This window comes from Shimia sp. (genome assembly GCF_049116215.1).
In the GTDB taxonomy this organism is placed as follows: domain Bacteria; phylum Pseudomonadota; class Alphaproteobacteria; order Rhodobacterales; family Rhodobacteraceae; genus Shimia.
In genome coordinates this window covers 319,701-344,988 of record NZ_JAGDZB010000005.1, presented here as the reverse complement: position 1 = coordinate 344,988, position 25,288 = coordinate 319,701, and the positions used below count along the sequence as shown (strand labels likewise).

The following is a 25,288-nucleotide window of genomic DNA, read 5'->3' as shown; positions in this document are numbered from 1 at the left end:
TGAACAAACATTGGCCCCACCTGATCAGTTGCCCGTCATCGCACCCGCTCAGCCAAAACGTCTCTCGGCCGATCTATACTCACGGGTTTTAGCAAAAACACAGGTTGGACATATGGGGAACGTCCCGCTCGCCCCCGCATGTCACGCTCGACATCAGCCGCAATGTACACGCCGGAAACCGCTGTGGGCCAAAGTGCAATATGTCCCATCCGGATCGCCCGCTGTCCAAACTCAGATCACTCATCACAAGGGCCAGGTTCGATTGCGTCTCGAGACTCTCAAGACCCGCAGAATAACAATCAGCGGTCAAGACATCAGATCCCAAGCCCGCCAAATCTCTGACGATCGCACTTAGGTGTTTAGGTGTTTGGGTGTTTGGGATTGTCATCGACCACCAACGCCCGCCCAAGCGGTGGCCCTTTTATTCCCGCAGCATTGTCCTCCCCAAGTGGCGGGAACCACATGGCGACTTTCGTACCTCTGGCAGTTCCAATTGTTTGGCTGGAAATTTCCAGCGCCCCTTCGGACTGGTGCACAAACCCGTCCACCATGGACAAGCCTCCCCCGGTACTGCCATTGCCGGAGCGCCGAGAGTAAAAAGGCTCGGTAGCGCGTTGAAGCAGAGATCCAGCGCAGCACTTTGCAACAGCCCAGGGCCCAAAAGCGCATAAATTGGGGCTTTGGGCATCTCAAGGGATAAAGCGACTGTTTCCGGCATCCCGACCCGGCAATCAAATCCGCCACCTTGGCCTACGCAGTCTTCCCGCAAATCATGCTCCGCCCTGTGGGCCTTGGTATCTGCCAACTCGACAGCAACCTGCGCGCCTCTGCCGTTGTAGGCATTGTCGGCGCAGGCGGCCTAGGTATGATCCTGCAAGGCGCAATTGACACCTTCAACTGGCCAGAGGTCTCCATGGTGTTGCTCACCATCCTCGCGCTGGTGGTGTTTGGCGAAGGGGTCTCTTCTTACTTGCGCAAGAAAATCCTCTGAGCTTACAACGGCGGCCGACACCCTCGGCCGCCTTTTCTTTCCGGACCCAACTTATGATCGACACGCAAACGGCGTTTGCCCGCTACGAAAGCCTGCGCGACGCGCTGCCTTCCGCAACCTTTCCCGCCGCCTCGCTAAACTGCCGCGACCTCAGCGACACAGCCGCGAATTATGACGCCTATATCCTCGATGCCTTTGGCGTCCTAAACCGTGGCGAAACCGCCATCGGAGGTGCCGTTGAGCGCATGGCGGACCTGCGCGCCGCAGGCAAACGGCTGATCGTACTGACCAACGCCGCCAGCTACACCCGCGTGGAAATCCTCGCCAAATACCACCGTCTAGGATTTGACTTCACCGCTGACGAAGTCGTCTCCAGCCGTGATGTGGCTTTCGCCAATTTACCCAAACTGTCAGACGATAAAGTCTGGGCAGCTATCTCCGCGGAGGGCGATGACTTCAGCGACGCCCCAAACCAAGCCACCGTCGAAGACCTCATCGCCGCCCCCGATCTCATTGACACCGCCGGCGGCTTCCTGTTCCTCTCCACAGCACGCTGGAGGGACACGGACACAGCGGCCTTGCGCCAAGCCCTCAAAGCCAATCCACGCCCGCTGGTGATTGCCAATCCTGACCTTGTCGCCCCGCGTGAAGACGGTCTGAGCATAGAGCCCGGCATGATCGCCCACGACATCCTCGCGCAGACCGGCACAGATGCTGCGTTTTATGGAAAACCTTACGGCAACGCCTTTGACACCGCTCTGGCACGTCTGGACGGCATCCCTCGCCACCGCATCGCCATGGTCGGCGACACGCTACACACCGACGTGCTTGGTGGTGCCGCAGCGGGCATCGGCACCATCCTGATCACCGATCACGGCCTGTTCAAAGGCTTCGACGTTATGCCCTACATCCAAAAGTCCGGCATTCAACCGGATTGGATTGTCGCGACCACCTAAAGCGATACAGTATTGGGGCGCATCTCAGCGCCCCACAATCAACAACTCCTTGGGAAACGACGTCAACGCCCGCACACCATCGGCCGTGACCAGCATATCGTCCTCAATCCGCACGCCAAAGTTGCCAAGATCATACAGCCCCGGCTCATTCGTCCATACCATGCCTTCGCACATCACCTCGTGGTTGCCGCGCATGATGTAAGGCGCCTCGTGCACCTCGCGCCCCAATCCGTGGCCAGTTTTGGTGCGAATGCGATCCGCAAAGGGCGAGGCCTCCAACACACCTGTAACAGCATCATCAATCTCGTGTGCCGTGACACCCGGCTTGGTCACCTCAAAACCCCGCAAGTTGGCAGCCAGGACGGTCTCGTAAACCGCCCGTCCCTCTTCGCTCACGTCGCCAACAAACACGGTGCGCGTGATATCCGCCGCAAAGCCATCTTTGCGCGCGCCAAAGTCAAACAACAGCGCGTCGCCTTCCTGCACCGCGTAGTCGGCCCGCGCCTTACCATGTGGCCGCGCGGTGTTGTCGCCCGCCACAACAATCGGCGAAAACGCCAGATCATCTGCCCCTTCAGCAAACAGAGCTTGGATCAGGGCGCTCTCGATCTGCTTCTCGGTCTGCCCAATCCGGACACCGTCCAGCACCCGGCTTAATGCCCGCTCAGACACATCTATTGCGGATTGCAGCGCCGCCACATCTGCTGCGGTTTTGATCACCCGCAGCCAAGAAATCTCTTTCTCGCCGTCCACAACGCGCAAATCCGGCTGTGCCTTGGTCAATGCCACCTGCACAAACACCCGCATCACCTGGCCTTCCACGGCCAGAGAGCCAATCTTGAGGTGCTCGGCCAACGCGGCAAAGGCTGCATCATACCCATCCTGATCGCGCCAATCAAACACTGCGCCATCAAAATCCACCAACGCCCAGCTGCCCAATTCCAAGTTCGGGACAATCGCCGCTGGCAAACCCTCCGCAGGGATCACCGCCAGAAACGGGCGTTCATGGCTCATGAAGGGCTTGCCAAAGGCACGGGTGAAATTGGGCCCCGGCACCAGCGCCACAGCATCCACATTCAGATTCCGCGCCACTTGGCGGTATTCGGACAGGTTCGACATTTTGATCTCCTGAAAACTCTCGTTTCAACGCCATGCGTGAATTTTTTGGATACAATATCCCCATATCGTCACCAGGCACAATCACCATAAGCAAGCCGACGCGACGGTCCAAGGAATCGCTCAGCACGCAGCTTCTAACTGCGGGTTTGGTCCACTTCTCCCCCTCTTCACGGACGTCCATGGTTCCCCAAGACGTGAAAACTTCAGCCCACACCACCAATAAAATATTTATCCTTTTCAAAAGCTTAAACCCAACCTCTTTCCAATCTATCGCGCTTCATTCGCTCTCTTGTAAATTTTATATTGGATTTTGTATCCAATTTGCCCTAGCACTCGGTCCACCAACTTTTGGGAGGACCCTATGCTTAAAAAACTCGCTGCCATCGCGGCACTCACCACCTTCGCCGCCATCCCGGCCAAAGCGGATACTCTTGATGACGTCGTTGATCGCGGCACTCTGAGCTGTGGCGTGGTGCTCGATTTCCCGCCAATCGGCTACCGTGATGCCAACAATGAACCTGCCGGCTTTGACGTCGACTACTGCAACGACCTCGCCGCAGCGTTGGAAGTGGAAGCCGAAGTGCTGCCGGTCACCTGGGCAGAGCGTCTGCCAGTGATCGTCACCGGCCGCGCCGACGTTGTTTTTGGCGCAACCTCTGACAGCCTCGCCCGCGCCCGCACCGTCGGCTTCACCATCCCTTACGCAATCTACTACGCCCAAGGCGTGGTGAACGCGGACAGCGGTATCGAAAGCTTTGACGACATCCGTGGCAAACGCGTCGCCGCTGCCATCGGCACCGTGCCGGAGCAAGAATGGCTGAAAATCGCTGCGGAATGGGGCGAAGAAGGCAACTATCAAGGCTATCAGTCCGAAAACGAAGTCTTCCTGGCTGTGGCACAAGGCAAAGCCGACATCGGCATCACCACCAACACCGCTGTTCTGCCAATCACACAACAGTACGACACCATTGTTGCTGGCCCACGCATGCCTTGGACCACCGACTACACGTCCGTTGTGGGCAAACGCGAAGACGTAACCTGGCTGAACTACCTCAACCTCTTTGTGACGCACCAAGTGCGCTCGGGTCGCTACAGCGAACTGTGGGGCAAATATGTCGGCGGCGAAGCTCCTGAGCTGCGTATCCCCGGCGTGATGTACTGATCCACCACTCCCTAAAACCCGCCCCTGTCCTGCCAAATCTGGACAGGGGCCACGGGAACACTCCTCATGTTTGATTACAACTTCCATTGGCGACCGGTGATGAAAAGCCTGCCTGACCTGCTCGAGGCGGCGTTGCTGACGTTGCAGGTGGCAGTGCTGGCCATGATCCTTGGCATCGTCATCGGCCTCTGCCTCGCTTTGATCCGCCTGCACATGCGAGGTCCACTCTTGTGGCTGGCCTCCACCTGGGTCGAACTGGCCCGCAACACCCCCGCCCTGTTTCAACTCTTCTTCTTTGGCTTTGGTCTTGGCTCCTTTGGCCTGCACCTGTCGCCTTACATGATTGTGTTGATGGGCCTGACTTTCAACTGCGCGGGCTATCTTGCGGAAAACTTCCGTGGCGGATTTCAAGCTATTCCAGACACCCAAATCCGCGCCTCGCGCAGCCTCGGCATGAACGCATGGCAGGCCTACACCCGCATCGTAATCCCCCAGGTGTTTCGCATTGTCTATCACCCGATCACCAATCAGATGGTCTGGGCCGTGCTCATGTCCTCACTCGGCATGTTGGTAGGCTTTCGCGAACTCTCCGGTGAGACACAGTTCTTTGCCTCCCGCACCTTCCGGATCTTCGAATACTTCGCCGTCACCGCGGTCATCTACTACGTGATCGTGAAACTCATCCTCGGAGCCTCCCGCCTCTTGGCGACCCGGCTCTTCCGGTATTGAGGAGCGCCCAATGGAACCGACTATTAGCTTTTTCAGCGGCTTTGCTCCCAAAGACCTCCTGTTTCTCGGTGAAGCCGCCCTGCGCACCATGTGGATTTCGATCCTGTCGATCTCCATCGGCACCGTGCTGGGCGTGATCTTTGGCTGGATCTTGTACGAAGGCAAATGGGCCGCCGCCCTGACTGTTGCCCCGATTTTGGACGTCTTCCGCTCCGTGCCTCTGATCATCCAACTGGTGCTGTTTTATAACTTCGCACCGATCGTTGGCCTCAACCTCGATCCCTTCGCCTCCGGCGTGGTAATCCTCACGATCTACACCGCCTCCCTTGTGGCCAATGTCGCCCGTGGCGGGATTGAAGCGGTGGAACCGCCCATGCGCCGCGCAGCGCGCAGCCTGGGCATGAGTTACTGGCAAGACTTGCGCTACGTGGTGCTGCCCATCGGTGGCCGCGCCGTATTCCCGGCTTGGGTTGGTGTCGCGCTTGGCGTGATGAAAGACAGCGCGCTGGTCTCGGTGCTTGGATACGTCGAGCTGCTCAAAGCCAGCCAGATCCTGATCACCCGGACACAGGAACCCTTCCTCATCCTCACAATTGCTGGCGCCTTTTACTTCGCGCTCAGCTACCCAATTTCGCGCTACGCCGCGTCGCTTGAAAGAAAGTGGGCCCAATGATCGAAATTCATGACCTGCACAAATACTTTGGCTCTCTGCACGTGCTCAAAGGCATCAACCTGAACGTCGAGAAAGGCGAAGTACTCTCCGTCATCGGCGCATCGGGTTCGGGCAAATCCACCCTGCTCTACTGCATCAACGGTTTGGAACCGGTGCAGCAGGGCAAAGTGGTGGTCGACGGCACCGATGTGCACGCCAAGGGCACCGACATCAACAAACTGCGCCAGCAGTTGGGCATGGTGTTTCAACAATGGAACAGCTTCCCACACCTGACCGCGTTGGAAAACGTCGCCCTCGCGCCCAAGATTGTGAAAGGCAAATCCAAGGCCGACGCCCGCGAGATTGCCGCGCAACAGCTCAAGCACGTGGGCCTGGGCGAAAAGCTCGACGTCTATCCGTCAGCGCTCTCCGGCGGGCAACAGCAACGTCTGGCCATCGCCCGCGCCCTCGCGATGGAGCCCGAATACATGCTCTTTGATGAGGCCACCTCCGCGCTTGACCCGGAGCTGGTGGGCGAGGTGCTCGAAACCATGCGCATGCTGGCCGAAGAAGGCATGACCATGATCTGCGTCACCCACGAAATGGGTTTTGCCCGCGACGTGAGCGACCGCGTCGCCTTCTTCCATCAGGGCGTCATGGAAGAGATCGGCCCACCGGAGCAGATCTTCGGCACCCCGCAATCAGAACACACCCAAAAATTCCTCGCCAACGTGCGCTAACCCTGCACGCAAGACCAAAAAGGCTCAAGCTATGACCAAAAACATCTTCTCCGGCACCATGCCCGCCCTCATGACCCCGTGCAAAGCTGACCGCACGCCGGACTACGACGCGCTTGTCAAAAAAGGCCACGACATGATCGCAGCAGGCATGTCCGCTGTTGTCTATTGTGGCTCCATGGGCGACTGGCCCCTGCTGACTGACGCAGAGCGTATGACCGGCGTGGAACGTCTGGTTGAAGCTGGAATCCCGGTGGTTGTTGGAACCGGCGCCATCAACTCAAAATCCGCTGTTGCCCATGCCGCCCACGCGCAAAAAGTTGGCGCCGTTGGCCTGATGGTCATCCCGCGCGTGTTGTCCCGTGGCTCCTCCATGGCGGCACAGAAGAACCACTTCAAAGCCATCCTTGAGGCCGCGCCAGACGTACCTGCCATCATCTACAACAGCCCAGTTTACGGTTTCGCCACCAAGGCCGACCTGTTCTTTGCTCTGCGCGCAGAGCACAAAAACTTGATTGGCTTCAAAGAGTTCGGCGGAAAAGATGATCTGCGTTACGCCGCAGAGCACATCACTTCGCAAGACGATCAGGTCACCCTGATGGTGGGCGTGGACACCGAAGTGTACCATGGCTTTGTCAACTGCGGTGCCACCGGCTCGATCACCGGCATCGGCACCGCCCTGCCCAAAGAAGCGCTGTTGCTGGCTGCTCTGTCTCAAAAAGCTGCCGCCGGTCACGCCGAAGCCCGCAAACGCGCGCAAGAACTCGAAGAAGCCTTCGGCGTTCTGGCGAGCTTTGATGAAGGCACCGATTTGGTTCTCTACTACAAATACCTGCTGGTCCTGAACGGCGAGGAAGAATACCGCCTTCACTTCAACGAAACTGACGTTCTGAGCGATGCCCAGCGCAACTACTGTGAGCAGCAATACAGCCTGTTCCAAACGTGGTTTGCCGATTGGTCCAAGCAAGGCGGAGTCATCGCTGAATGCATGTGATCGACAGCCATACAGGGGGAGAGCCCACACGGGTGATCCTAGACGGGGGGCCGGATCTGGGGACCGGCTCCCTTGCGGAGCGCGCCCAGCGCCTCGCCACCGAGCATGAGGAATTCTATCTCTCTGTCATGCGCGAGCCGCGCGGCCAACCCGCCATGGTCGGTGCGCTTCTGGTGGAACCGATGGACCCCACCTGTGTGGCCGGTGTGATCTATTTTGACATGGGCGCCGTGCTTGGCATGTGTGGCCATGGCACAATTGGCCTCACCGTGACTCTGGCCCATCTGGGCCGCATCACCCCCGGTGTGCATCGCATCGAAACCCCGGCAGGTGTAGTGGAGGTGGAGCTGAGTGACGCCAACACAGTGACCGTGCGTAACGTCGAAAGCCGTCGCGTACAAAAACGGGTGCAATTGGATGTGCCCGGTTATGGCGCTGTCACCGGAGACGTGGCCTATGGCGGCAACTGGTTCTTCATTCTCGATCCCAGCCCGCTGCCTGTGAACATCGGCAACATTCGCGCCCTAACCGACATGGGCATCGCCATTCGGGAAGCTGCCATCGCAGCCGGTGCAGGCGGGGAGAACGGAGAGCCAATCGACCACGTGATCTTTCAAGGCGAAGCGCCGGAGAAAGGCGTGCACAGCCGCAACTTCGTGCTCTGCCCGGACGACACCTATGACCGCTCGCCGTGTGGCACGGGCAGCTCCGCTCGTCTGGCCTGTTTGGCTGCGGACAACCGCTTGGTACCGGGGGAAAAGATCGTGCAGCACAGCGTGATTGGCAGCCCCTACACCTTGTCTTACCAAACCGGAGCCAACGGCGGCGTGATCCCCTCCATCACAGGACAGGCCTTTGTCACCGCGCAAAGCACCATCCTGTTTGAAACCGAAGACCCGTTCAAACACGGCATCGCGCATTAGCGCCTTCCGGACAGACATCCCTCCCCATGCCTGTCCGGTTCCTCCCTCTCACGACAGGTCACAGGCATGACAAACGACATCATCGTCATTGGCGCCGGCATCATCGGCATCTCCACCGCACTGGAATTGCAACGCCGCGGCCATCAGGTCCGCGTGTTGGATCGCGCAGGCATCGCAACCGAAGCCTCCAGCGGCAATGCTGGCGCCTTTGCCTTCACCGACATCGAGCCTTTGGCGACCCCCGGCATCATGCGCAAAGCCCCCAAATGGCTACTTGATCCACTTGGCCCCCTGTCGATCCCGCCGGCCTACGCCCTGAAAATCGCCCCTTGGATGCTCCGCTTTTGGCGTGCCAGCTGGCAAGACCGCTACACCGCCGCGGTGGATGCCCAAACCCGGTTGATGACCCATTCCCGCGCTGCTCTGGAGCGTCAAATCACTGCCACAAACGGCGAAGACATGATGCAACGCGAAGGCCAGTTGCAACTCTATGAGGGCGACAGAGAATTTCGCGCCAGCCTGCCCGGCTGGGAGCTGCGCCGCGCGCACGGCATCGACTTTCAAATGCTCGAAAGCCCGGACGCCATCGCAGAGATCCAACCCGGCCTCGATCCTAGGTTCACCCATGCGGTGTTCACCCCCGGCTGGATGAACACAGTCGATCCTCAAGCCTGGACACAGCACCTCGCTGACACGTTTCTCAGCCTCGGCGGACGCATTGACCCCGCAAACATTCACGCGCTGAAATGCCATGAAAGCACCGCCGTTGTGCATACTGAAAACGGCCCCATCACCGCATCCAAAGTGGTTGTCGCTGCTGGAGCATGGTCACACCACCTCGCCCAAACCGTGGGCGACAAGATCCCGCTGGAAACCGAGCGCGGCTACAACACCACGCTCCCTGCTGGTGCTTTCACCCTGCGCACCCACCTGACCTTTGGTGGCCACGGGTTTGTAGTGACCAAGATCAACGGCGGTGTGCGCGTCGGCGGTGCTGTGGAACTGGGCGGCCTAAAACGCAAACCCAACTACAAACGCGCCGACACGCTGTTGCACAAAGCGGCCAAGTTTATGCCTAGTCTGAACACATCTGATGGCAAACAATGGATGGGTTTCCGCCCGTCCATGCCGGACAGCCTGCCCGTCATTGGCCCCTCTGCCCGCAGCAGCAACATCCTCTACGCCTTTGGCCACGGCCACCTCGGCCTAACCCAATCCGCTGGCACCGCCGAACTCATCGCGGACCTCGTAGACAACGCCACACCCTCCATTCCTCTCACCGCCTATGCGGCCACCCGTTTCTGAAAGGAACGCGCTCATGAAAATCACCGGATTCAACGTCTACCAAGTGGACCTGCCTCTGAAAGAAGGCCGCTATAACTGGTCTAATGGCAACTTCATCGAAGTGTTTGACAGCACCGTGCTGGAAATCCTCACGGACGAAGGCCTCAAAGGCTACGCCGAATGCTGCCCCCTTGGCTCTGCCTATCTGCCGTCTTTTGCCAAGGGCGTGCGTGCCGGCCTTGCTGAGCTGGCCCCGCACCTGATTGGTCAGGACCCGCTCAACATCGGCGCGATCAACCGCACCATGGACGCCGCCCTGCGCGGACACCCCTACGCCAAGGCCCCTGTCGACATCGCCTGCTGGGACTTGCTGGGCAAAGCCACCCTGCTGCCGGTCTACACCCTGCTGGGCGGCGCCGCACAAGACGACGTGGTGCTCTACCGCGCCATCAGTCAGGAAGACCCGGACATCATGGCCAAGAAAATCGAAGGCTACGCCGCCGAGGGCTATACCAAATTCCAACTCAAAGTGGGCGGCGACGCCAATGACGACATCGACCGCATCCATGCCACCCGCGCCGTGCTGAAGAAATCCGATCAGTTGGTGGCCGACGCCAACACCGGCTGGACCCGCCACGAAGCTGCCCGGGTTGTGAACGCCGTGTCCGATCTCGACGTTTACATTGAACAGCCCTGCCTGACCTATGAGGAAAGCGTCTCAATCCGCCGCCGCACCTCTCTGCCCTTTGTGATGGACGAGGTCATAGACACGCCCAACACCCTTGTGAAAGGCATCGCGGAGGACGCTATGGACGCCATCAACCTCAAAATCTCCAAGGTTGGCGGTCTGACTAAAGCCCGGCAGATGCGGGACCTCTGCGTCGCGCATGGCATCCCTATGACGATTGAGGACACCTGGGGCGGCGACATCACCACCGCAGCCATTGCTCATTTGGCCCGATCGACGCCTGCAGAATTCACTTTCTCCGCGACAGACTTCAACTCTTACGGCACAGTCACCATCGCCGAGGGCGCACCGAAGCGCAAAAATGGCCGCATGACCGCACCGGACACGCGCGGCCTTGGCATCACACCTGTGTTTGACGCTCTCGGCGAGCCCGTCGCCACATATCGCTGAAGGACCAGATAATGCGCAGCAGCAAAACCATACACGTGATCTCCGCCCATGCCGAAGGCGAAGTGGGTGACGTGATTGTCGGTGGTGTGACCCCGCCACCGGGCGACACCATTTGGGAGCAACGCAGCTTCATAGCCAAAGACCAAACCCTGCGGAATTTTGTATTGAACGAACCTCGTGGCGGTGTCTTCCGCCACGTGAACCTACTGGTGCCGCCCAAACATCCGGAGGCCGACGCCGCCTGGATCATTATGGAGCCCGAAGACACGCCCCCGATGTCCGGTTCCAACTCGATTTGCGTGTCCACCGTGCTTCTGGACGGCGGCATCATCCCGATGCAGGAACCAGAAACCCATATGACACTGGAGGCCCCCGGCGGTTTGGTAAAAGTCCGCGCCGAATGCAAAGACGGCAAGGCACAGCGCATCTTTGTGCAAAACCTGCCCAGCTTTGCTGACAAAATTGGCGTGCAGCTTGAGGTGCCGGGACACGGCACGATCACGGTGGACACGGCCTACGGCGGCGACAGTTTTGTGGTTGTCGACGCGGCGGCGCTCGGCTTTGACATTGTGGAACATGAAGCCAAAGACATCGCACGCCTGGGCGTCGCCATCACCAATGCCGCCAATGACCAGCTTGGTTTCACTCATCCGGAAAATCCGGATTGGGACCACATCTCTTTCTGCGCGTTCTGCGGTCCCCTCTCTCGCACAGAGACCAGCCTCACGGGCAAATCCGCCGTCGCGATCCAACCGGGCAAAGTGGATCGCTCCCCCACGGGTACGGCCGTGTCAGCCCGCATGGCGCTCATGGCTGCCAAAGGACAGATGAAACCCAATGAAACCTTCGAAGCGGTGTCCATCATTGGTTCCCGCTTCTCTGGTCGCATCGTAGAAAGCACAACCGTGGGCGACCGCCCCGCAATCGTGCCGGAAATCTCCGGCCGTGGCTGGGTGACCGGCATCCATCAACACATGTTGGACCCGGACGATCCCTGGCCCACAGGCTACCGTCTCAGCGACACCTGGGGCGCTTGAAACAGGCTGGGCGGGCCTTAGCCGCCCAGTTTCTTCAAATCCTCCAGAAGCGCCTTTGGCACCTCAACATATCCGCGCGCGGTATTACGCGCCCGCGCTTCAAACCGCCGTTGTGACGGCAAACGCGCGCCCTGATCCAGAATATCCGCAAACAACCGCTCCGCCCGCGCATCATTTTCCGCCACACGCCTACCGCTCAGGCGATACGGGTCAAACGCAAGAATAATCTGCCCATGATACGGCGCGCCGCCCTGCCCTTCGGCAAACGCCATGCTTTCCGCACTGGTCAGATCATCAATCAACGGCCCTGCCATCAGCTCAATCATGATTGACAGTGCAGAGCCTTTATAGCCACCAAATGTCAACATCGCGCCATCCAACGCCGCTTGCGGGTCGGTTGTCGGTTTGCCGTCCGCATCCACCGCCACACCTTCTGGCAACGGCTTGCCAGCCCGCAGGTACAGCTCAATCTCCCCCCGCGCAAACCCGCTGGTGGCAAAATCGAACGTAAATGGGTTGCCCATACGCGGCCAGGAAAACGCCAGTGGATTGGTCCCCAATGTCCCACGTTTGCCACCCGCAGGCGCGACCCAGGAGTGGCTCGGCACCATCGACAGCCCAGCCAGCCCTTCTTCGGACAAAAGTTCGACCTCTGGCCAAAGGGCGGAAAAGTGAAAACAGTTGTTCACCGCCATGGCCGCCATGCCAAACTTGCGGGCCTTCTCGATCAACAAGGGCATTGCCTCGTTCACGGCCAGAATGGACATCGCATCCCGCGCATCCACCCGCACAATGGCGCCATCCGACGGATCAATATGTGGCAAGGCATGCCCGTCGATCTTCCCTGCCTTCATCGTCTGATGACACATGAACAGGCGAAACAACCCGTGAGACTGACAATCGTCACGCTGGCACTGATAAAGCATCTCGGAAATCGCCGCGGCATGGCGCGGGCCATAGCCCACGTCTGACAGTGTCTGTGCCGAAAGCGCACGCACCTCGTCCAGCGGCAACTGAACCAATTCCGTCATACCAATGTCTCCAAATTTGACTGCGTGGATATTGGATACAATAGACTGACCTCCATTCTCAAGTCGCAAATCCACAATCCGCCTGCAAATCTTGTTGGAAAATCAGCATCCAGCCGGTAGTTGTATCCAAAACACACCTTAGAACGAGGGATACGGCATGGCTGGAAAGCGCGCGGTTACCAAACAGAGTCTGCCTGAGATGATCGCCAACGATCTGCGCGAGCGTATCCTCAGCGGCGACATGTCTGAAGGCGAGCCGATCCGTCAGGAAGCCTTGGCTGAAGAATACGACGTCTCCCGCATGCCGATCCGTGAGGCGCTCAAGCGCCTTAATGCCGAAGGTCTGATCCAATGGGCCAACAACCGGGGCGGCACGGTCACCAAGCACTCAATTGCTGAGATCGGTGAAATTTTTGACCTGCGCATTCTGATCGAAACCGACCTCTTCCGCCGCGCTATTCCACAGATGTCGCTTGCCGACTTTGACAAGTGTGAGAACATCTTACAGCAAATGGAAACTTCGTATGACGAGGACGATGTGGCGCGATGGGGCACGTTGAACCACGAGTACCACAGCGCACTTTATGCATCCGCTGGACGTAGCCTGACCAAAGATATTCTCGACCGTATCAACATCCAATCTGACCGCTATGTGCGCCTGCATCTGAGTGTGATGGAACAGCGCGAGCCGGCCAAGGAAGAGCACCGCAATCTGCTCAAACTGGCGCGTGAGCGTAACACTGACGCCGCCTGCGAGCTCCTGGCAGCACACATCGAACGCACAAAAACCGAGCTGCTCGAGCTGATCGAAGCCAAACGCGCCATCGAAACCTGAGACGAAGCCGTTTTTTGTCGGAACGGACTTGCACGCTCAATCAAATTGGATACAATATCCACAACTGAATTTTTCAAACAGCGAGTCCCACATGACTTTTGTCCCTCACGGCAACCACCTCATTGCTGGCACCTGGGTGTCTGGCGATACCAAATTCCCCTCCGAGCCTGCGCATGGCCCAGCGCATGATTTCTCCGTCGGCACCGTCGACAACGTCGACGCCGCTGTGCAAGCGGCAGAAGACGCGTTCTGGAGCTTTGGCTACTCCTCCCGCGCCGATCGCGCCGCTTTCCTGAACGCCATCGCGGATGAAATCGAAGCCCGTGCCGAAGCGATCACGCAAATTGGCACGCAGGAAACCGGCCTGCCCGAAGCCCGCCTGCAAGGTGAGCGTGGCCGCACCACCGGTCAATTGCGCCTGTTTGCCGAGCACATCCTCAAAGACGACTACCTCGACCTGCGCCACGATCCCGCCCTGCCGGACCGCGCCCCCATGCCACGCCCTGAGCTCAAAATGATGCAGCGTCCGATCGGCCCCGTGGCAGTGTTCGGCGCTTCCAACTTCCCGCTGGCCTTCTCCACTGCAGGTGGCGACACCGCCGCCGCATTGGCCGCAGGCTGCCCCGTTGTAGTCAAAGGACACTCCGCCCACCCCGGCACCGGCGAAATCATCGCCGAAGCTATCCACGCGGCAATCAAATCTTGCGGCATTCATCCCGGCGTCTTCAGCCTGATCCAGGGTGGCAACCGCGCTGTTGGCTCAGCTTTGGTGCAACACCCGCTGATCAAAGCGGTGGGCTTCACCGGCTCCCTCGCCGGTGGCCGTGCCCTGTTTGACCAATGCGCCGCCCGCCCGGAACCAATCCCCTTCTTTGGCGAGTTGGGCTCCGTGAACCCGATGTTCATCTTTGAGACCGCGCTGGCCAATCGCCATGCGGATCTGGCAACTGGCTGGGCAGGCTCCCTGACCATGGGTGCGGGCCAATTCTGCACCAACCCCGGCATCGCCGTCGTTCTGGCTGGCAAAGATGCTGAAACCTTCGCACAAGAAGCCACCGCCGCACTCACTGATCAGCCAGAGCAAACCATGCTCACCGACGGCATCGCCGCTGCCTACCGCAAAGGTCAAACGCTTGTGGCCGAGACCACCGGTGTGCAGGAACTTCTGAAAACCAGCTGCGACCTTCGCGGTGCCACGCCTTATCTCTACCAAACCACCGCACAGAACTGGCTCGCCAATGAGGTCCTTGGCGAGGAAGTCTTTGGTCCGCTTGGCGTGATACTGGTTGCGGAAAACCTCGAAGAGATGCGTGCCGTCGCCAAACAGCTTCAGGGACAGCTCACCTGCACCCTGCACATGGACGACGCAGACACCGAAGCCGCGCAAAGCCTGCTGCCCATTCTGGAACGTAAGGCTGGCCGTATTCTGGCCAACGGTTTCCCAACCGGCGTTGAAGTCAGCGACACCATGGTACACGGCGGCCCATACCCGGCTTCCACCAACTTCGGTGCCACCTCTGTAGGTACTCTATCCATCCGCCGCTTCCTGCGTCCGGTGTGCTACCAAAACCTGCCCGCAGCGCTGGATCCAACCACACAAACCTAAGGCCCGGCCAACCGGGCCTATCCCAAAGACACCTCCCCATCGGCGGCATCTCACCAGGATGTCGCCGTTTTCTTATAGAGGCCCGCGTCTTTGGTCGCAGTTGCCTTTTGCCCGCTTTCTAGTAGCTTCCCGTCAAGACCCGCAGCCAATTAAAGCCAACCCTCAGTTTAGTACCTATTCGGAGCGACGCTCATGCGCCCCATTTCCCATGTTGACCGCGTTCTGGACGCTGCTTTTTCTCCCTCTGCTGCCGCACATTCCCGCCTCGCCGCAAGCTGGCACCGCTCTGCCCATAAACACGGGTTGGACCCTGCCTCAAAACGCGACGTCGCCCGCGTCACCCAAGACTGCCTCAAACACCGCCGCACATCTCTCGACACATTTATGACCGTCGCCGCGCCACGTCTGGACGCGCTTTATGCCCTTGTTGGCCAATCCGGCTGCGGTGTGTTTCTGTCAGACGCCAAAGGTGTGATCCTGGATCAACGGCTCAGCGACGCGGACGCCCCTACTTTTGATCACTGGGGCCTGTGCAATGGTGCCGACTGGAGCGAAGCACAGGAAGGCACCAATGGCATTGGCACCTGCCTCACCGAAGGCCGCCGCTTGATCATCCACCGCGACGAACACTTCTTTGCCTGCAACACCGGCATGAGCTGCATCGACGCGCCTATCTACGGCAGCGATGGTTCCATTGTCGCAGCGCTTGACGTTTCTTCCGCCCGCGCCGACCAAACAGAAGCCTTCAACCGTTTGATCGCTGCACAGGTCGCCCAAACCGCCCGTGCCATCGAGGAAGCCCACTTCCGCGCCACTTACCCTACCGCCCGCATTGTGGTCGCTGAAAGTGAAGACGCCGAGGCAGCCACCCTGCTTGCCATCGACAGCGATGATCTGGTGGTGGGCGCCACCCGCGAGGCCCGCCGCGTCTTTGGCATGGAAAGCAGCGCCGCGCTGACGCCGCGCCCAGCCGCAGACATCTTGGGGCGAGAAGACGGCCCCACCGGATTTGAAAAAGCCGAGCGCGCCGCCGTAGTTCGCGCCATCGCCCGCGCAGACGGCAACATCAGCCAGGCCGCGCGCCAACTCGGCATTGGCCGCGCCACGCTCTATCGCCGCATGAAACGCCTCGGCCTTAACGAAACGTGACCCCATGTGTCTCACCCCTGAGACACCTCGTTTGCACAACCGTTTGCCCCCTCCCTGACGCGCGCCTCCGCACACGCCATCCTCCCTGCAATCCGATCGGAGGAGATCGGACCTAGAGGAGGACCACTATGAACGACATGACCCACACCGAGACTGGCACCTACGTCTCGCCTTTTGCAGATCGCTACGACAATTTCATCGGCGGCGAATTTGTTGCACCGGTCAACGGCCGCTACTTTGACAACGTCACCCCGATCACCGGCGAGAAAGTCTGCGAAGTTGCCCGTTCCGACGCCGCCGACATCGAAAAAGCGCTGGACGCCGCGCACGCCGCCAAAGACGCTTGGGGAAAAACCTCCGCGGCTGAGCGCTCCAACCTGCTGTTGAAAGTGGCTGACGCCATTGACGCAAACCTTGAGCGCCTCGCGCAAGCAGAGACCTGGGACAACGGTAAGCCAATCCGCGAAACCATGGCGGCTGACATTCCGCTTTCCGCTGACCACTTCCGCTACTTCGCAGGCGTGCTGCGTGGTCAGGAAGGCAACATGTCCGAGATTGACGCGGACACCGTGGCGTATCACTTCCACGAGCCTCTGGGCGTTGTTGGTCAGATCATCCCATGGAACTTCTCCATCCTGATGGCCGCTTGGAAACTGGCCCCTGCTCTGGCCGCAGGTAACTGCATCGTGCTGAAACCAGCTGAGCAAACCCCAGCCGCAATCATGATCCTTGCGGAAATCATGTCCGAGTTCCTGCCAGCTGGTGTTCTGAACATCGTAAACGGCTACGGTGCCGAAGTGGGTGCCCCACTGGCAAGCTCCAAGCGTATCGCAAAGATCGCCTTCACCGGCTCCACCGCCACCGGCAAAAAGATCATGGAAGCGGCCACCGACAACCTGATCCCGGTCACGCTGGAACTGGGCGGCAAATCGCCAAACATCTTCTTCTCTGATGTCATGGCCAAAGATGACGCCTTCCTAGACAAAGCGGTCGAAGGCTTTGTGCTATTTGCCTTCAACCAAGGCGAAGTCTGCACCTGCCCGTCCCGTGCCCTGATCCAGGAAGACATCTACGAAGAGTTCATCAAACGTGCCATCGCCCGCGTTCAGGCCATCAAACAGGGTGACCCACGTAACCCTGAAACCATGGTTGGCGCACAGGCCTCTGTGGAACAGCAAGAGAAAATCCTCTCTTACCTGACCATCGGTGTGGAAGAAGGTGCCGAAGTTCTGACCGGTGGCGCAGCGGCCAAATTCAACGGTGAACTGGCGGGTGGCAACTACATTCAGCCAACCATCCTGAAGGGCCACAACAAGATGCGCGTCTTCCAGGAAGAAATCTTTGGCCCGGTTGTCTCCGTGACCACCTTCAAAACCGAAGAAGAAGCGCTCGAGATTGCCAATGACACCATGTACGGCCTCGGCGCAGGTGTCTGGTCGCGTGACGCCAACACCTGCTACCGCTTTGGCCGCGCGATTGAGGCTGGCCGTGTTTGGGTGAACAATTACCACGCCTACCCAGCCCACGCTGCATTTGGCGGGTACAAGCAGTCCGGTATTGGCCGCGAAAACCACAAGATGATGCTGGACCACTACCAGCAGACCAAGAACATCCTGATGAGCTACAACCCAAACAAGTTGGGTTTCTTCTAGGATTATCCTACCCCGTGAGGAAACTTCCCCCGCCGCAGCTGTGGCGGGGGCTTTTTTATGCCCGGGCTGCGCTGGAACTTGCGCCAATCATCACATCGGCAAGCGTGCCGTAAACTGCCGCCCAAGCCATGGCCACCTCGTCTGTGAACGCCTCACCGAGCCCTTGACCCAGCGCCCAAATCAAGGCTTCGCCAACAGAAGCGTAATGTTCGGGAGAAACGTCGTACTCTCTGTGTCGCTCCCCCAAGCCAACCACCGCTGGAAGCAACGTCTCCGGACTATTGAGCCCCGTGACAGCCAGCCCCAGCATCTGCATCAGCTTTTTCTTCTGCTCTGCTAAATCGTCAGAAAACAGGGGCCGCACCTCCGGCGCCAGCTCAAACAACCGCCCATAAAACAGATCTGCAATGCGGGCCGCCATGGGCGTCACCTGCCGAAAACTGCCTTGCACCAAAGCGATCTGTTCCGGGGTCATACGGCGCATCCTTCACAAGTGTAATAGGCCCAGCCTACACCAGATGCTTGATTACACGATGGGAAATTTGAATTGCGGTTCCAATTTTGGCGGAGGCGGCTTCACGATCCACAAATCACAAAGCCCCTCACTCAAATCCAAAATGGCCATGTCCGCGCCGCTTACGCCCCCAAAATACCCGGCAACCGCAATCCATGCGCACGGGCACAATCTGCGGCACTCTCATAGCCCGCATCCGCATGCCGCCAAACGCCTGACGCCGGATCATTCCACAAAACCCGCTCTAGTCTTTTCTCGGCTTCAGGCGTGCCATCCGCGCAAATCACCACACCGGAGTGCTGGCTAAATCCCATACCAACCCCACCGCCATGATGCAGGCTCACCCAGGTGGCGCCAGAGGCCGTGTTAATCAGCGCATTGAGCAACGGCCAATCCGACACCGCATCGGAGCCGTCTTTCATCGCCTCAGTTTCGCGATTTGGCGAGGCCACCGAGCCGCTGTCCAGATGATCGCGCCCAATCACCACCGGCGCCTTCAACTCACCAGACGCCACCATCTCGTTGAACATCAGCCCAGCGCGATGGCGATCCCCCAAACCAATCCAGCAAATCCGCGCTGGCAGGCCCTGAAACGCGATCCGATCCCGCGCCATGTCGAGCCAGTTGTGCAGATGCGTGTTCTCCGGGAACAGCTTCTTCATGGCCTCATCAGTCTTGTAGATATCTTCCGGATCCCCGGACAACGCTGCCCAACGGAACGGGCCGACACCCTTGCAGAACAGCGGACGAATATAAGCAGGCACAAAGCCCGGGAAGGCAAAGGCGTTTTCCAATCCTTCTTCCAACGCCATCTGGCGGATGTTGTTGCCGTAGTCGACCGTCGGCACGCCATCCTCGTGGAAGGCCACCATGGCTTCAACCTGCACCGTCATGCTTGCGCGTGCGGCCTTTTCCACCTCTTTTGGCGCCGTTTCCGCTTTTGCTCGCCACTCCGCCACGGTCCACCCCTGTGGCAGATAGCCGTTAACCGGATCATGCGCCGAGGTTTGGTCAGTCACGATATCCGGCCGAATGCCCCGCTTGTGGATTTCCGGGAAAATGTCAGCCGCGTTGGCAATCAGCGCCACAGATTTGGCCTCGCCCGCCTTGGTCCAACGGTCGATCATTTCGAGCGCCTCATCAAGGCTGTCTGTCTTCTCATCGACATAGCGCGTACGCAGACGGAAGTCGGCGCGGGTCTCGTCACATTCCACCGCCAAACAACAGGCCCCGGCCATCACCGCCGCCAAAGGCTGCGCTCCGCCCATGCCGCCAAGACCACCTGTCAGCACCCATTTGCCGGTCAAGTCACCACCGTAATGCTGACGTCCCGCCTCAGCAAAGGTCTCGTAGGTGCCCTGCACAATGCCTTGCGTGCCAATGTAAATCCACGACCCGGCGGTCATCTGACCATACATCATCAGGCCTTTTTTATCGAGCTCGTTGAAGTGATCCCAGTTGGCCCAATGCGGTACCAGATTGGAGTTGGCAATCAACACACGCGGTGCATCCGCGTGGGTTCTGACAACCGCCACAGGCTTGCCGGATTGCACAATGAGGGTCTCGTCGCCCTCTAGATCCTTCAACGTGTCGACGATCAGGTCAAAGTCTTTCCAGGTGCGCGCCGCACGGCCAATACCGCCATACACCACCAGTTCATGCGGGTTCTCGGCCACATCTGGATGCAGGTTGTTCATCATCATCCGCAACGGTGCCTCGGTCATCCAGCTTTTGGCATTCAGCTCAGTGCCGGTAGGCGGAAAAACATCACGGGTGTTCTTGCGTGGATCGGTCATGGCAAATCTCCTTATCGGGTCAGCACGCCAGACAAGGCGAGTTCATTGAGGGTCTGAAGAATGATTTTTAGATGGGGCCGTAGTGCCGAGGCACGCTCAGGCAAGTAGGTCCAGGGCGCCGCTTCGCGCATGTAGGTGCGTTGTGCTAGCTCCATCTGGATGGCATGTTCGTTGCGGTCCGGCTGGCCATAGTGACGCGTGGTCCAACCGCCTTTGAACCGACCGTTGGTGACGGCATCAAAACCATCGGCAACAGAGGCAATTTTGCGCACCACGGTCTCAATCCTGTCGTCACAGGTTGCGCCAGAATTGGTGCCCACAGAAAACGCGGGCAGTTCTCCCTCAAAAAGGAAGGGAATGGTGGAGCGGATCGAGTGGCAATCATACAAGATCGCCACGCCATGGCGGGCTTTCACACGGGCAATCTCTTCTGCCAGTGCAGCATGATAAGGCGCGTGAAACGCATCACAACGGCTTGCGATCTCATCCTCGGATGGCGCTTGCCCGTCACGCCAAATCGCTTGCCCGTCAAAGTCAGTGACCGGCACCAGCGTTGTGGTGTTCTGCCCTGGATAAAGGGACACGCCGGCAGGATCGCGGTTGGCGTCGATCACATAGCGGTGCACGTTCGATGTCACCACCGTCGCACCATCCAGCAATCCGTCGTGGAGCTGTGTGATATGCCAGTCCGTGTCCGCCAACGCCTGCCCATTGGCATTAAGCCGCGCAAATATGTCGTCGGGCACAAAGGTGCCGCCATGGGGTTGTCCGAGCACTATCGGGCTGTCGCCTTGGATCACATCAACGATGTTCATGCGTTCAGCTCTGGCAGACATGTGCCGCAAGCCTTGGTCAGCGCACCTGCCGAAACCAACTTCGCCGCTGCCTCCAAATCTGGTGCCATATACCGGTCCGCACCAAGCGTGGCCACGTCCTGCCGCAAGCGTGCCAACACGGCTTGCAATGGATCGGACGTCACCAAAGGCGCGCGGAATTCAATGCCCTGCGCAGCACAAAGCAGTTCCACTCCCAAGATACGGTTCAAGTTGGTGACCATCTGGATCAACCGCCGTGCACCATGGGCCGCCATCGACACATGATCCTCCTGATTGGCAGAGGTCGGCGTTGAATCCGTCACACACGGATTGGCCAAGTGCTTGTTTTCACTCATCAACGCTGCTGTTGTGACTTCCGCAATCATTAGGCCAGAATTCAACCCCGGCTCCGGTGTCAAAAACGGCGGCAGGTCATGGCTCAGGGTTGGGTCCACCATCAAGGCGATGCGCCGCTGGGCAATGGCGCCAACCTCGGACACCGCCAAGGCAATCATATCCGCAGCGAACCCAACTGGCTCCGCATGGAAATTGCCGCCAGAGACAATCAATCCCGCCTCTGTCAGCACCAGTGGGTTGTCGGTCGCCGCGTTGGCCTCGATCTCCAGCGTCGCGGCTGCCTGTCGGATCACATCCATCGCGGCGCCTGTCACCTGCGGCTGACACCGAATACAATACGGGTCCTGCACACGGCTGTCGTCATCCCGGTGGCTTTCGCGGATTTCGCTGCCAGCCAAGATTGCCCGCATGGCCGCCGCCGTTTCGATCTGCCCCCGCTGACCGCGCAGCTGATGGATTTCTGGCTGCAGCGGCGCAGTTGACCCCATGATCGCGTCGGTCGACATGGCGGAAATCACCAGCGCATTTTGTGCCGACTGCCAAGCCTCAAACAGCCCGGCCAACGCAAACGCCGTGGAAAACTGCGTGCCGTTGATAAAGGCCAAGCCTTCTTTGGGGCCAAGCTGAATGGGCGTGAGCCCGGCTTTCGCCAGCGCCTCCGCTCCGGGCAAGACTTCCCCCGCGTATTCCGCTTCGCCTTCGCCAATCACCACTGCAGTCATATGCGAGAGTGGCGCCAGATCCCCTGACGCACCCACGGAACCCTGCGCCGGGATCACCGGCGTCACACCTTTGGCCAGCATGTCCTGTAGCAGCGTGACATAGTCCCAACGCACCCCGCTGGCCCCACGCCCAAAACTCAGCAGCTTGAGGGTCATCATCAACCGCGCCATCCGACGCGGCACCGCTTCTCCAACCCCACAGCAATGGCTCAAGATCAGATTGCGCTGCAACGTGGCCGTGTCTTCCGGTGCGATCTTCAGGCTGGCCAGTTTGCCAAACCCGGTGTTCACACCGTAAACCGCCTCATCTCCAGCCGCTGCCGCATCAATCCGCTTTGCCGCATCCTCCACAGCCGGCTTACACACCGGATCAAGCGCCACGGCACGCTCATTCCAATAGACATCCGCCAGCTGTTCCAGCGTCACAACGCCAGGGGTGAGTTCCAACACACTCATGCGCGACCTCCAAAGATACGTTGATGCAACGGGTTGAACCCGATGCGATAAGCAAGTTCAGCCGGGTGGCTGACATCCCACACGGCCAAATCGGCCAGTTTGTTCTCTTCAATTGTGCCGCAATCCGTAGCGCCAAGCGCCAGCGCTGCATTGCGAGTGACCCCGGCCAAAGCCTCCTCGGGCGTCATGCGAAACAGCGTACAGCCCATGTTCATCGTCAACAGAAGCGAGGTCAGCGGCGAGGAGCCGGGATTGGCATCCGTCGCCAGCGCCATTGGCACGCCATGTTTGCGCAACGCCTCAATTGGCGGCATTTGCGTCTCCCGCAACGTATAAAACGCCCCGGGCAGGATCACCGCGGCGGTGCCCGCCGCAGCCATGGCCGCCACTCCATCCTCATCAAGATACTCAATGTGGTCCGCGCTCAGCGCGCCATAACTGGCGGCCAATTTGGCCCCACCAAGATTGGACAGCTGCTCCGCGTGTAACTTGACCGGCAGCCCCAATTTACGCGCCACATCAAACACGCGTGCGATCTGTGCTGGTTGAAACGCGATCCCCTCGCAAAATCCATCCACCGCATCCACCAGCCCCTCCTCACGCGCGGCCTGCAGCGCCGGAAGGCACACTGTGTCAATGTAGGCGTCGTCTTGTCCGGCAAACTCCGGCGGCACCGCATGGGCCCCAAGGAAGGTTGTCATGACCCGGATCGGGCGCACAGCTTCGATCCGACGCGCCACACGCAACATCTTCAGTTCCGTGTCCAAGTCCAAGCCGTAGCCCGATTTGACCTCAATGAGCGTAGTGCCTTCAGCAATCAACGCGTCGACCTTCGGCAGTGCACCCGCCAGCAACGCGTCTTCAGACGCCGCCCGCGTGGCTTTCACTGTCGAGACAATCCCGCCCCCTGCCCGCGCGATCTCTTCATAGCTTGCGCCATGCAACCGCATCTCAAACTCACGTGCCCGATTGCCGCCCGCCACAATATGTGTGTGACAATCAATCAGCGCCGGCGTCACCAGCCGCCCACCCAAATCCTGCGTCGAAGCACCCGCATAGGTCTCAGGCAGATCAACCTGCGGACCAGCCCAGGCAATCTTGTCACCCTCAAGTGCAATCGCCCCGTTTTCAATCATCCCATAAGGCGCACCCTCAACCATGGTGGCCAGCGTGGCATTTGTCAGCAGCATGTCGACGAATCCCTTGTCGAAGTCAGATTAATTTGCATTATGTCTGCACATATTAATCCGTCAAGCGGGGATCCGTCATGAGCATCATTTGGGCAGAACAAGCACTGACCGCAGAGGGCTGGGCAAAAGATGTCCGGCTGGAAATCGGCGCGGACGGACGGATTGCGGATGTGCAGGCCAATCAGAATCCTGACGGCCACAAGGTCGGCGCCCTATTTCCTGCCCCCGCCAACAGCCACAGCCACGCCTTTCAACGGGCCATGGCGGGCCTCACCGAACGGCGCGGCAAACATGCCACGGACAGCTTCTGGACCTGGCGACAGCTCATGTTCCGCTTTCTGGACGCCCTCACCCCGGACCAAGTGCAGGCCATCGCTGCGCTGGTTCAGATGGAAATGCTGGAAGCGGGTTTTGCCACCAACGTGGAGTTCCATTACCTGCATCATCAGCCCGGCGGCGTGCCGTATGCCCATTTGGGTGAAATGGCTGAACGTATTGCCGCCGCCGCAGAGATCAGCGGCATTGGCCTGACACTTTTGCCGGTGCACTACCAGTTTGGCGGTTGCGACCAACGCCCCCTCGGCCCCGGACAAATTCGCTTTGGCAATGATGCACAGCAGTTTGCCCGCCTTGTAGAAGACGCCCGCGCAGCCCTCAAAGCCTTGCCAAACGATGCCAAACTTGGTGTTGCACCGCACTCCCTGCGGGCCGTGTCGCAAGAAGATCTGCAAAACGCCGCCGCACTGGTGCCTGATGGCCCGGTGCACCTGCACCTCGCTGAGCAAATCCCTGAAGTCGAGGAAGTGCAAGCCAACTGGCACGCCCGCCCGGTGGAATGGGCGCTGGACAACCTGCCGATTGACGGCCGTTGGTGCCTGATCCACCTAACGCAAATGCTGCCGCACGAAACCGAAGCTCTGGCCAAAACCGGCGCTGTCGCAGGGCTCTGCCCGCTCACAGAGGCGTCTCTCGGGGATGGTATTTTTGATGCGGTACGCTGGATGAACAACGGCGGTCGCATCTCGATAGGGTCTGACAGCAACATCCGTATTTCAATGGCCGAAGAGCTGCGCCAACTCGACACCAGCCAGCGCCTGCGTGATCATACCCGCGCCGCCCTTGCCACAGCAGACCTGTCAACCGGCCACCGCCTGTTTGACGCGATCTGCACAGGTGGTGCCCAAGCCGCCGGACGCGGTTCCGGCAAGCTGGAAGTTGGCGCCTGGGCAGACTTATTGGCACTCGACACAGGCCATCTCGACCTCACTGGTGTTCAAGGCGACACCCTGCTGGACAGCTTTGTGTTCACCGGCGACAACCGCATGATTACGGACGTCTGGTCTGCCGGTCGTCATATGGTACAGCACGGCCGCCACATCCACGGCGAAAAGATCACAGCCGACTACCGCAAAGCCGTCAAACCGCTGCGCGACGGGCTATGAG

At 59.4% G+C, this 25,288-nt stretch carries 24 protein-coding genes; 16 read left to right on the top strand and 8 right to left on the bottom strand.

Annotated features, from left to right (window positions below; translation table 11 throughout):
- Positions 1 to 359 precede the first annotated feature (359 nt).
- On the bottom strand, positions 360 to 551 hold the full coding sequence (locus JXR15_RS16420; RefSeq protein ID WP_422054280.1) for a hypothetical protein: 192 nt from the start codon (positions 549 to 551) through the stop codon (positions 360 to 362).
- A gap of 221 nt (positions 552 to 772) precedes the next feature.
- On the opposite strand from JXR15_RS16420, the gene JXR15_RS16415 reads away from it, so the two are divergent.
- Together JXR15_RS16415 and JXR15_RS16410 are read left to right on the top strand one after the other, a co-directional pair.
- Positions 773 to 991 carry a PhnE/PtxC family ABC transporter permease gene (locus JXR15_RS16415; protein WP_422054279.1) on the top strand — a complete coding sequence of 73 codons (219 nt, stop codon included), beginning with the start codon at positions 773 to 775 and terminating at the stop codon, positions 989 to 991.
- Positions 992 to 1,044: 53 nt separating this feature from the next.
- Positions 1,045 to 1,947, top strand: a complete 903-nt coding sequence (locus tag JXR15_RS16410; protein ID WP_422054278.1) for a TIGR01459 family HAD-type hydrolase — start codon at positions 1,045 to 1,047, stop codon at positions 1,945 to 1,947.
- Between the two features lie 24 nt (positions 1,948 to 1,971).
- Here the strand turns inward: JXR15_RS16410 and JXR15_RS16405 are convergent, their stop codons facing one another.
- A complete protein-coding gene (locus JXR15_RS16405) occupies positions 1,972 to 3,066 on the bottom strand; it encodes a M24 family metallopeptidase (protein ID WP_422054277.1) in 1,095 nt (364 codons plus the stop codon).
- A gap of 361 nt (positions 3,067 to 3,427) precedes the next feature.
- Here JXR15_RS16405 and JXR15_RS16400 point away from each other — a divergent pair, with 361 nt between their 5' ends.
- From JXR15_RS16400 to JXR15_RS16360, 9 genes are all read left to right on the top strand, one after another.
- Positions 3,428 to 4,228, top strand: a complete 801-nt coding sequence (locus JXR15_RS16400; protein ID WP_422054276.1) for a transporter substrate-binding domain-containing protein — start codon at positions 3,428 to 3,430, stop codon at positions 4,226 to 4,228.
- 66 nt (positions 4,229 to 4,294) lie between these two features.
- Positions 4,295 to 4,957 carry an amino acid ABC transporter permease gene (locus JXR15_RS16395; protein WP_422054275.1) on the top strand — a complete coding sequence of 221 codons (663 nt, stop codon included), beginning with the start codon at positions 4,295 to 4,297 and terminating at the stop codon, positions 4,955 to 4,957.
- A 10-nt stretch (positions 4,958 to 4,967) separates the two neighbouring features.
- Positions 4,968 to 5,630 carry an amino acid ABC transporter permease gene (locus JXR15_RS16390; RefSeq protein WP_422054274.1) on the top strand — a complete coding sequence of 221 codons (663 nt, stop codon included), beginning with the start codon at positions 4,968 to 4,970 and terminating at the stop codon, positions 5,628 to 5,630.
- On the top strand, positions 5,627 to 6,349 hold the full coding sequence (locus tag JXR15_RS16385) for an amino acid ABC transporter ATP-binding protein (protein ID WP_422054273.1): 723 nt from the start codon (positions 5,627 to 5,629) through the stop codon (positions 6,347 to 6,349). The genes JXR15_RS16390 and JXR15_RS16385 overlap by 4 nt, the downstream gene beginning before the upstream one ends.
- 31 nt (positions 6,350 to 6,380) lie before the next feature.
- Positions 6,381 to 7,340: a dihydrodipicolinate synthase family protein gene (locus JXR15_RS16380; RefSeq protein WP_422054272.1), complete on the top strand. Its 960-nt coding sequence runs from the start codon at positions 6,381 to 6,383 to the stop codon at positions 7,338 to 7,340.
- Positions 7,331 to 8,263 (top strand): proline racemase family protein, encoded by a 933-nt coding sequence (locus JXR15_RS16375; RefSeq protein WP_422054271.1) that lies wholly within the window; start codon positions 7,331 to 7,333, stop codon positions 8,261 to 8,263. Before JXR15_RS16380 ends, JXR15_RS16375 begins: the two co-directional genes overlap by 10 nt.
- Before the next feature lie 66 nt (positions 8,264 to 8,329).
- Positions 8,330 to 9,568: an NAD(P)/FAD-dependent oxidoreductase gene (locus JXR15_RS16370; RefSeq protein ID WP_422054270.1), complete on the top strand. Its 1,239-nt coding sequence runs from the start codon at positions 8,330 to 8,332 to the stop codon at positions 9,566 to 9,568.
- 13 nt (positions 9,569 to 9,581) lie between these two features.
- Positions 9,582 to 10,685 (top strand): cis-3-hydroxy-L-proline dehydratase, encoded by a 1,104-nt coding sequence (locus JXR15_RS16365; protein ID WP_422054269.1) that lies wholly within the window; start codon positions 9,582 to 9,584, stop codon positions 10,683 to 10,685.
- Positions 10,686 to 10,696: 11 nt separating this feature from the next.
- Positions 10,697 to 11,722 (top strand): trans-3-hydroxy-L-proline dehydratase, encoded by a 1,026-nt coding sequence (locus JXR15_RS16360; RefSeq protein ID WP_422054268.1) that lies wholly within the window; start codon positions 10,697 to 10,699, stop codon positions 11,720 to 11,722.
- Positions 11,723 to 11,739: 17 nt separating this feature from the next.
- On the opposite strand, the gene JXR15_RS16355 is transcribed toward JXR15_RS16360, so the two are convergent.
- Entirely contained in the window at positions 11,740 to 12,753 is a 1,014-nt protein-coding gene (locus JXR15_RS16355) for an Ldh family oxidoreductase (protein ID WP_422054267.1), read from the bottom strand.
- Between the two features lie 157 nt (positions 12,754 to 12,910).
- Between JXR15_RS16355 and JXR15_RS16350 the strand changes: the two genes are divergently transcribed.
- From JXR15_RS16350 to adh, 4 genes are all read left to right on the top strand, one after another.
- Complete coding sequence (locus JXR15_RS16350) at positions 12,911 to 13,588, top strand: GntR family transcriptional regulator (protein ID WP_422054266.1); 678 nt, start codon at positions 12,911 to 12,913, stop codon at positions 13,586 to 13,588.
- A gap of 91 nt (positions 13,589 to 13,679) precedes the next feature.
- Positions 13,680 to 15,194, top strand: a complete 1,515-nt coding sequence (locus tag JXR15_RS16345) for an aldehyde dehydrogenase (NADP(+)) (protein ID WP_422054265.1) — start codon at positions 13,680 to 13,682, stop codon at positions 15,192 to 15,194.
- Positions 15,195 to 15,386: 192 nt separating this feature from the next.
- On the top strand, positions 15,387 to 16,343 hold the full coding sequence (locus JXR15_RS16340; RefSeq protein WP_422054264.1) for a GAF domain-containing protein: 957 nt from the start codon (positions 15,387 to 15,389) through the stop codon (positions 16,341 to 16,343).
- Between the two features lie 128 nt (positions 16,344 to 16,471).
- The gene (adh, locus tag JXR15_RS16335; protein ID WP_422054263.1) at positions 16,472 to 17,995 is read left to right on the top strand and encodes an aldehyde dehydrogenase; all 1,524 of its coding nucleotides are present in this window, start codon (positions 16,472 to 16,474) and stop codon (positions 17,993 to 17,995) included.
- A gap of 55 nt (positions 17,996 to 18,050) precedes the next feature.
- On the opposite strand, the gene JXR15_RS16330 is transcribed toward adh, so the two are convergent.
- From JXR15_RS16330 to hutI, 5 genes are all read right to left on the bottom strand, one after another.
- On the bottom strand, positions 18,051 to 18,470 hold the full coding sequence (locus tag JXR15_RS16330; protein WP_422054262.1) for a globin family protein: 420 nt from the start codon (positions 18,468 to 18,470) through the stop codon (positions 18,051 to 18,053).
- Between the two features lie 161 nt (positions 18,471 to 18,631).
- The gene (gene hutU, locus JXR15_RS16325; protein WP_422054261.1) at positions 18,632 to 20,305 is read right to left on the bottom strand and encodes a urocanate hydratase; all 1,674 of its coding nucleotides are present in this window, start codon (positions 20,303 to 20,305) and stop codon (positions 18,632 to 18,634) included.
- Between the two features lie 11 nt (positions 20,306 to 20,316).
- Positions 20,317 to 21,120, bottom strand: a complete 804-nt coding sequence (gene hutG, locus JXR15_RS16320; protein WP_422054293.1) for an N-formylglutamate deformylase — start codon at positions 21,118 to 21,120, stop codon at positions 20,317 to 20,319.
- Positions 21,117 to 22,655, bottom strand: a complete 1,539-nt coding sequence (hutH, locus tag JXR15_RS16315; RefSeq protein WP_422054260.1) for a histidine ammonia-lyase — start codon at positions 22,653 to 22,655, stop codon at positions 21,117 to 21,119. The genes hutG and hutH overlap by 4 nt, the downstream gene beginning before the upstream one ends.
- Positions 22,652 to 23,845 (bottom strand): imidazolonepropionase, encoded by a 1,194-nt coding sequence (hutI, locus tag JXR15_RS16310; RefSeq protein WP_422054259.1) that lies wholly within the window; start codon positions 23,843 to 23,845, stop codon positions 22,652 to 22,654. The genes hutH and hutI overlap by 4 nt, the downstream gene beginning before the upstream one ends.
- Before the next feature lie 77 nt (positions 23,846 to 23,922).
- Between hutI and JXR15_RS16305 the strand changes: the two genes are divergently transcribed.
- The gene (locus JXR15_RS16305; protein WP_422054258.1) at positions 23,923 to 25,287 is read left to right on the top strand and encodes a formimidoylglutamate deiminase; all 1,365 of its coding nucleotides are present in this window, start codon (positions 23,923 to 23,925) and stop codon (positions 25,285 to 25,287) included.
- Position 25,288: the final 1 nt, after the last annotated feature.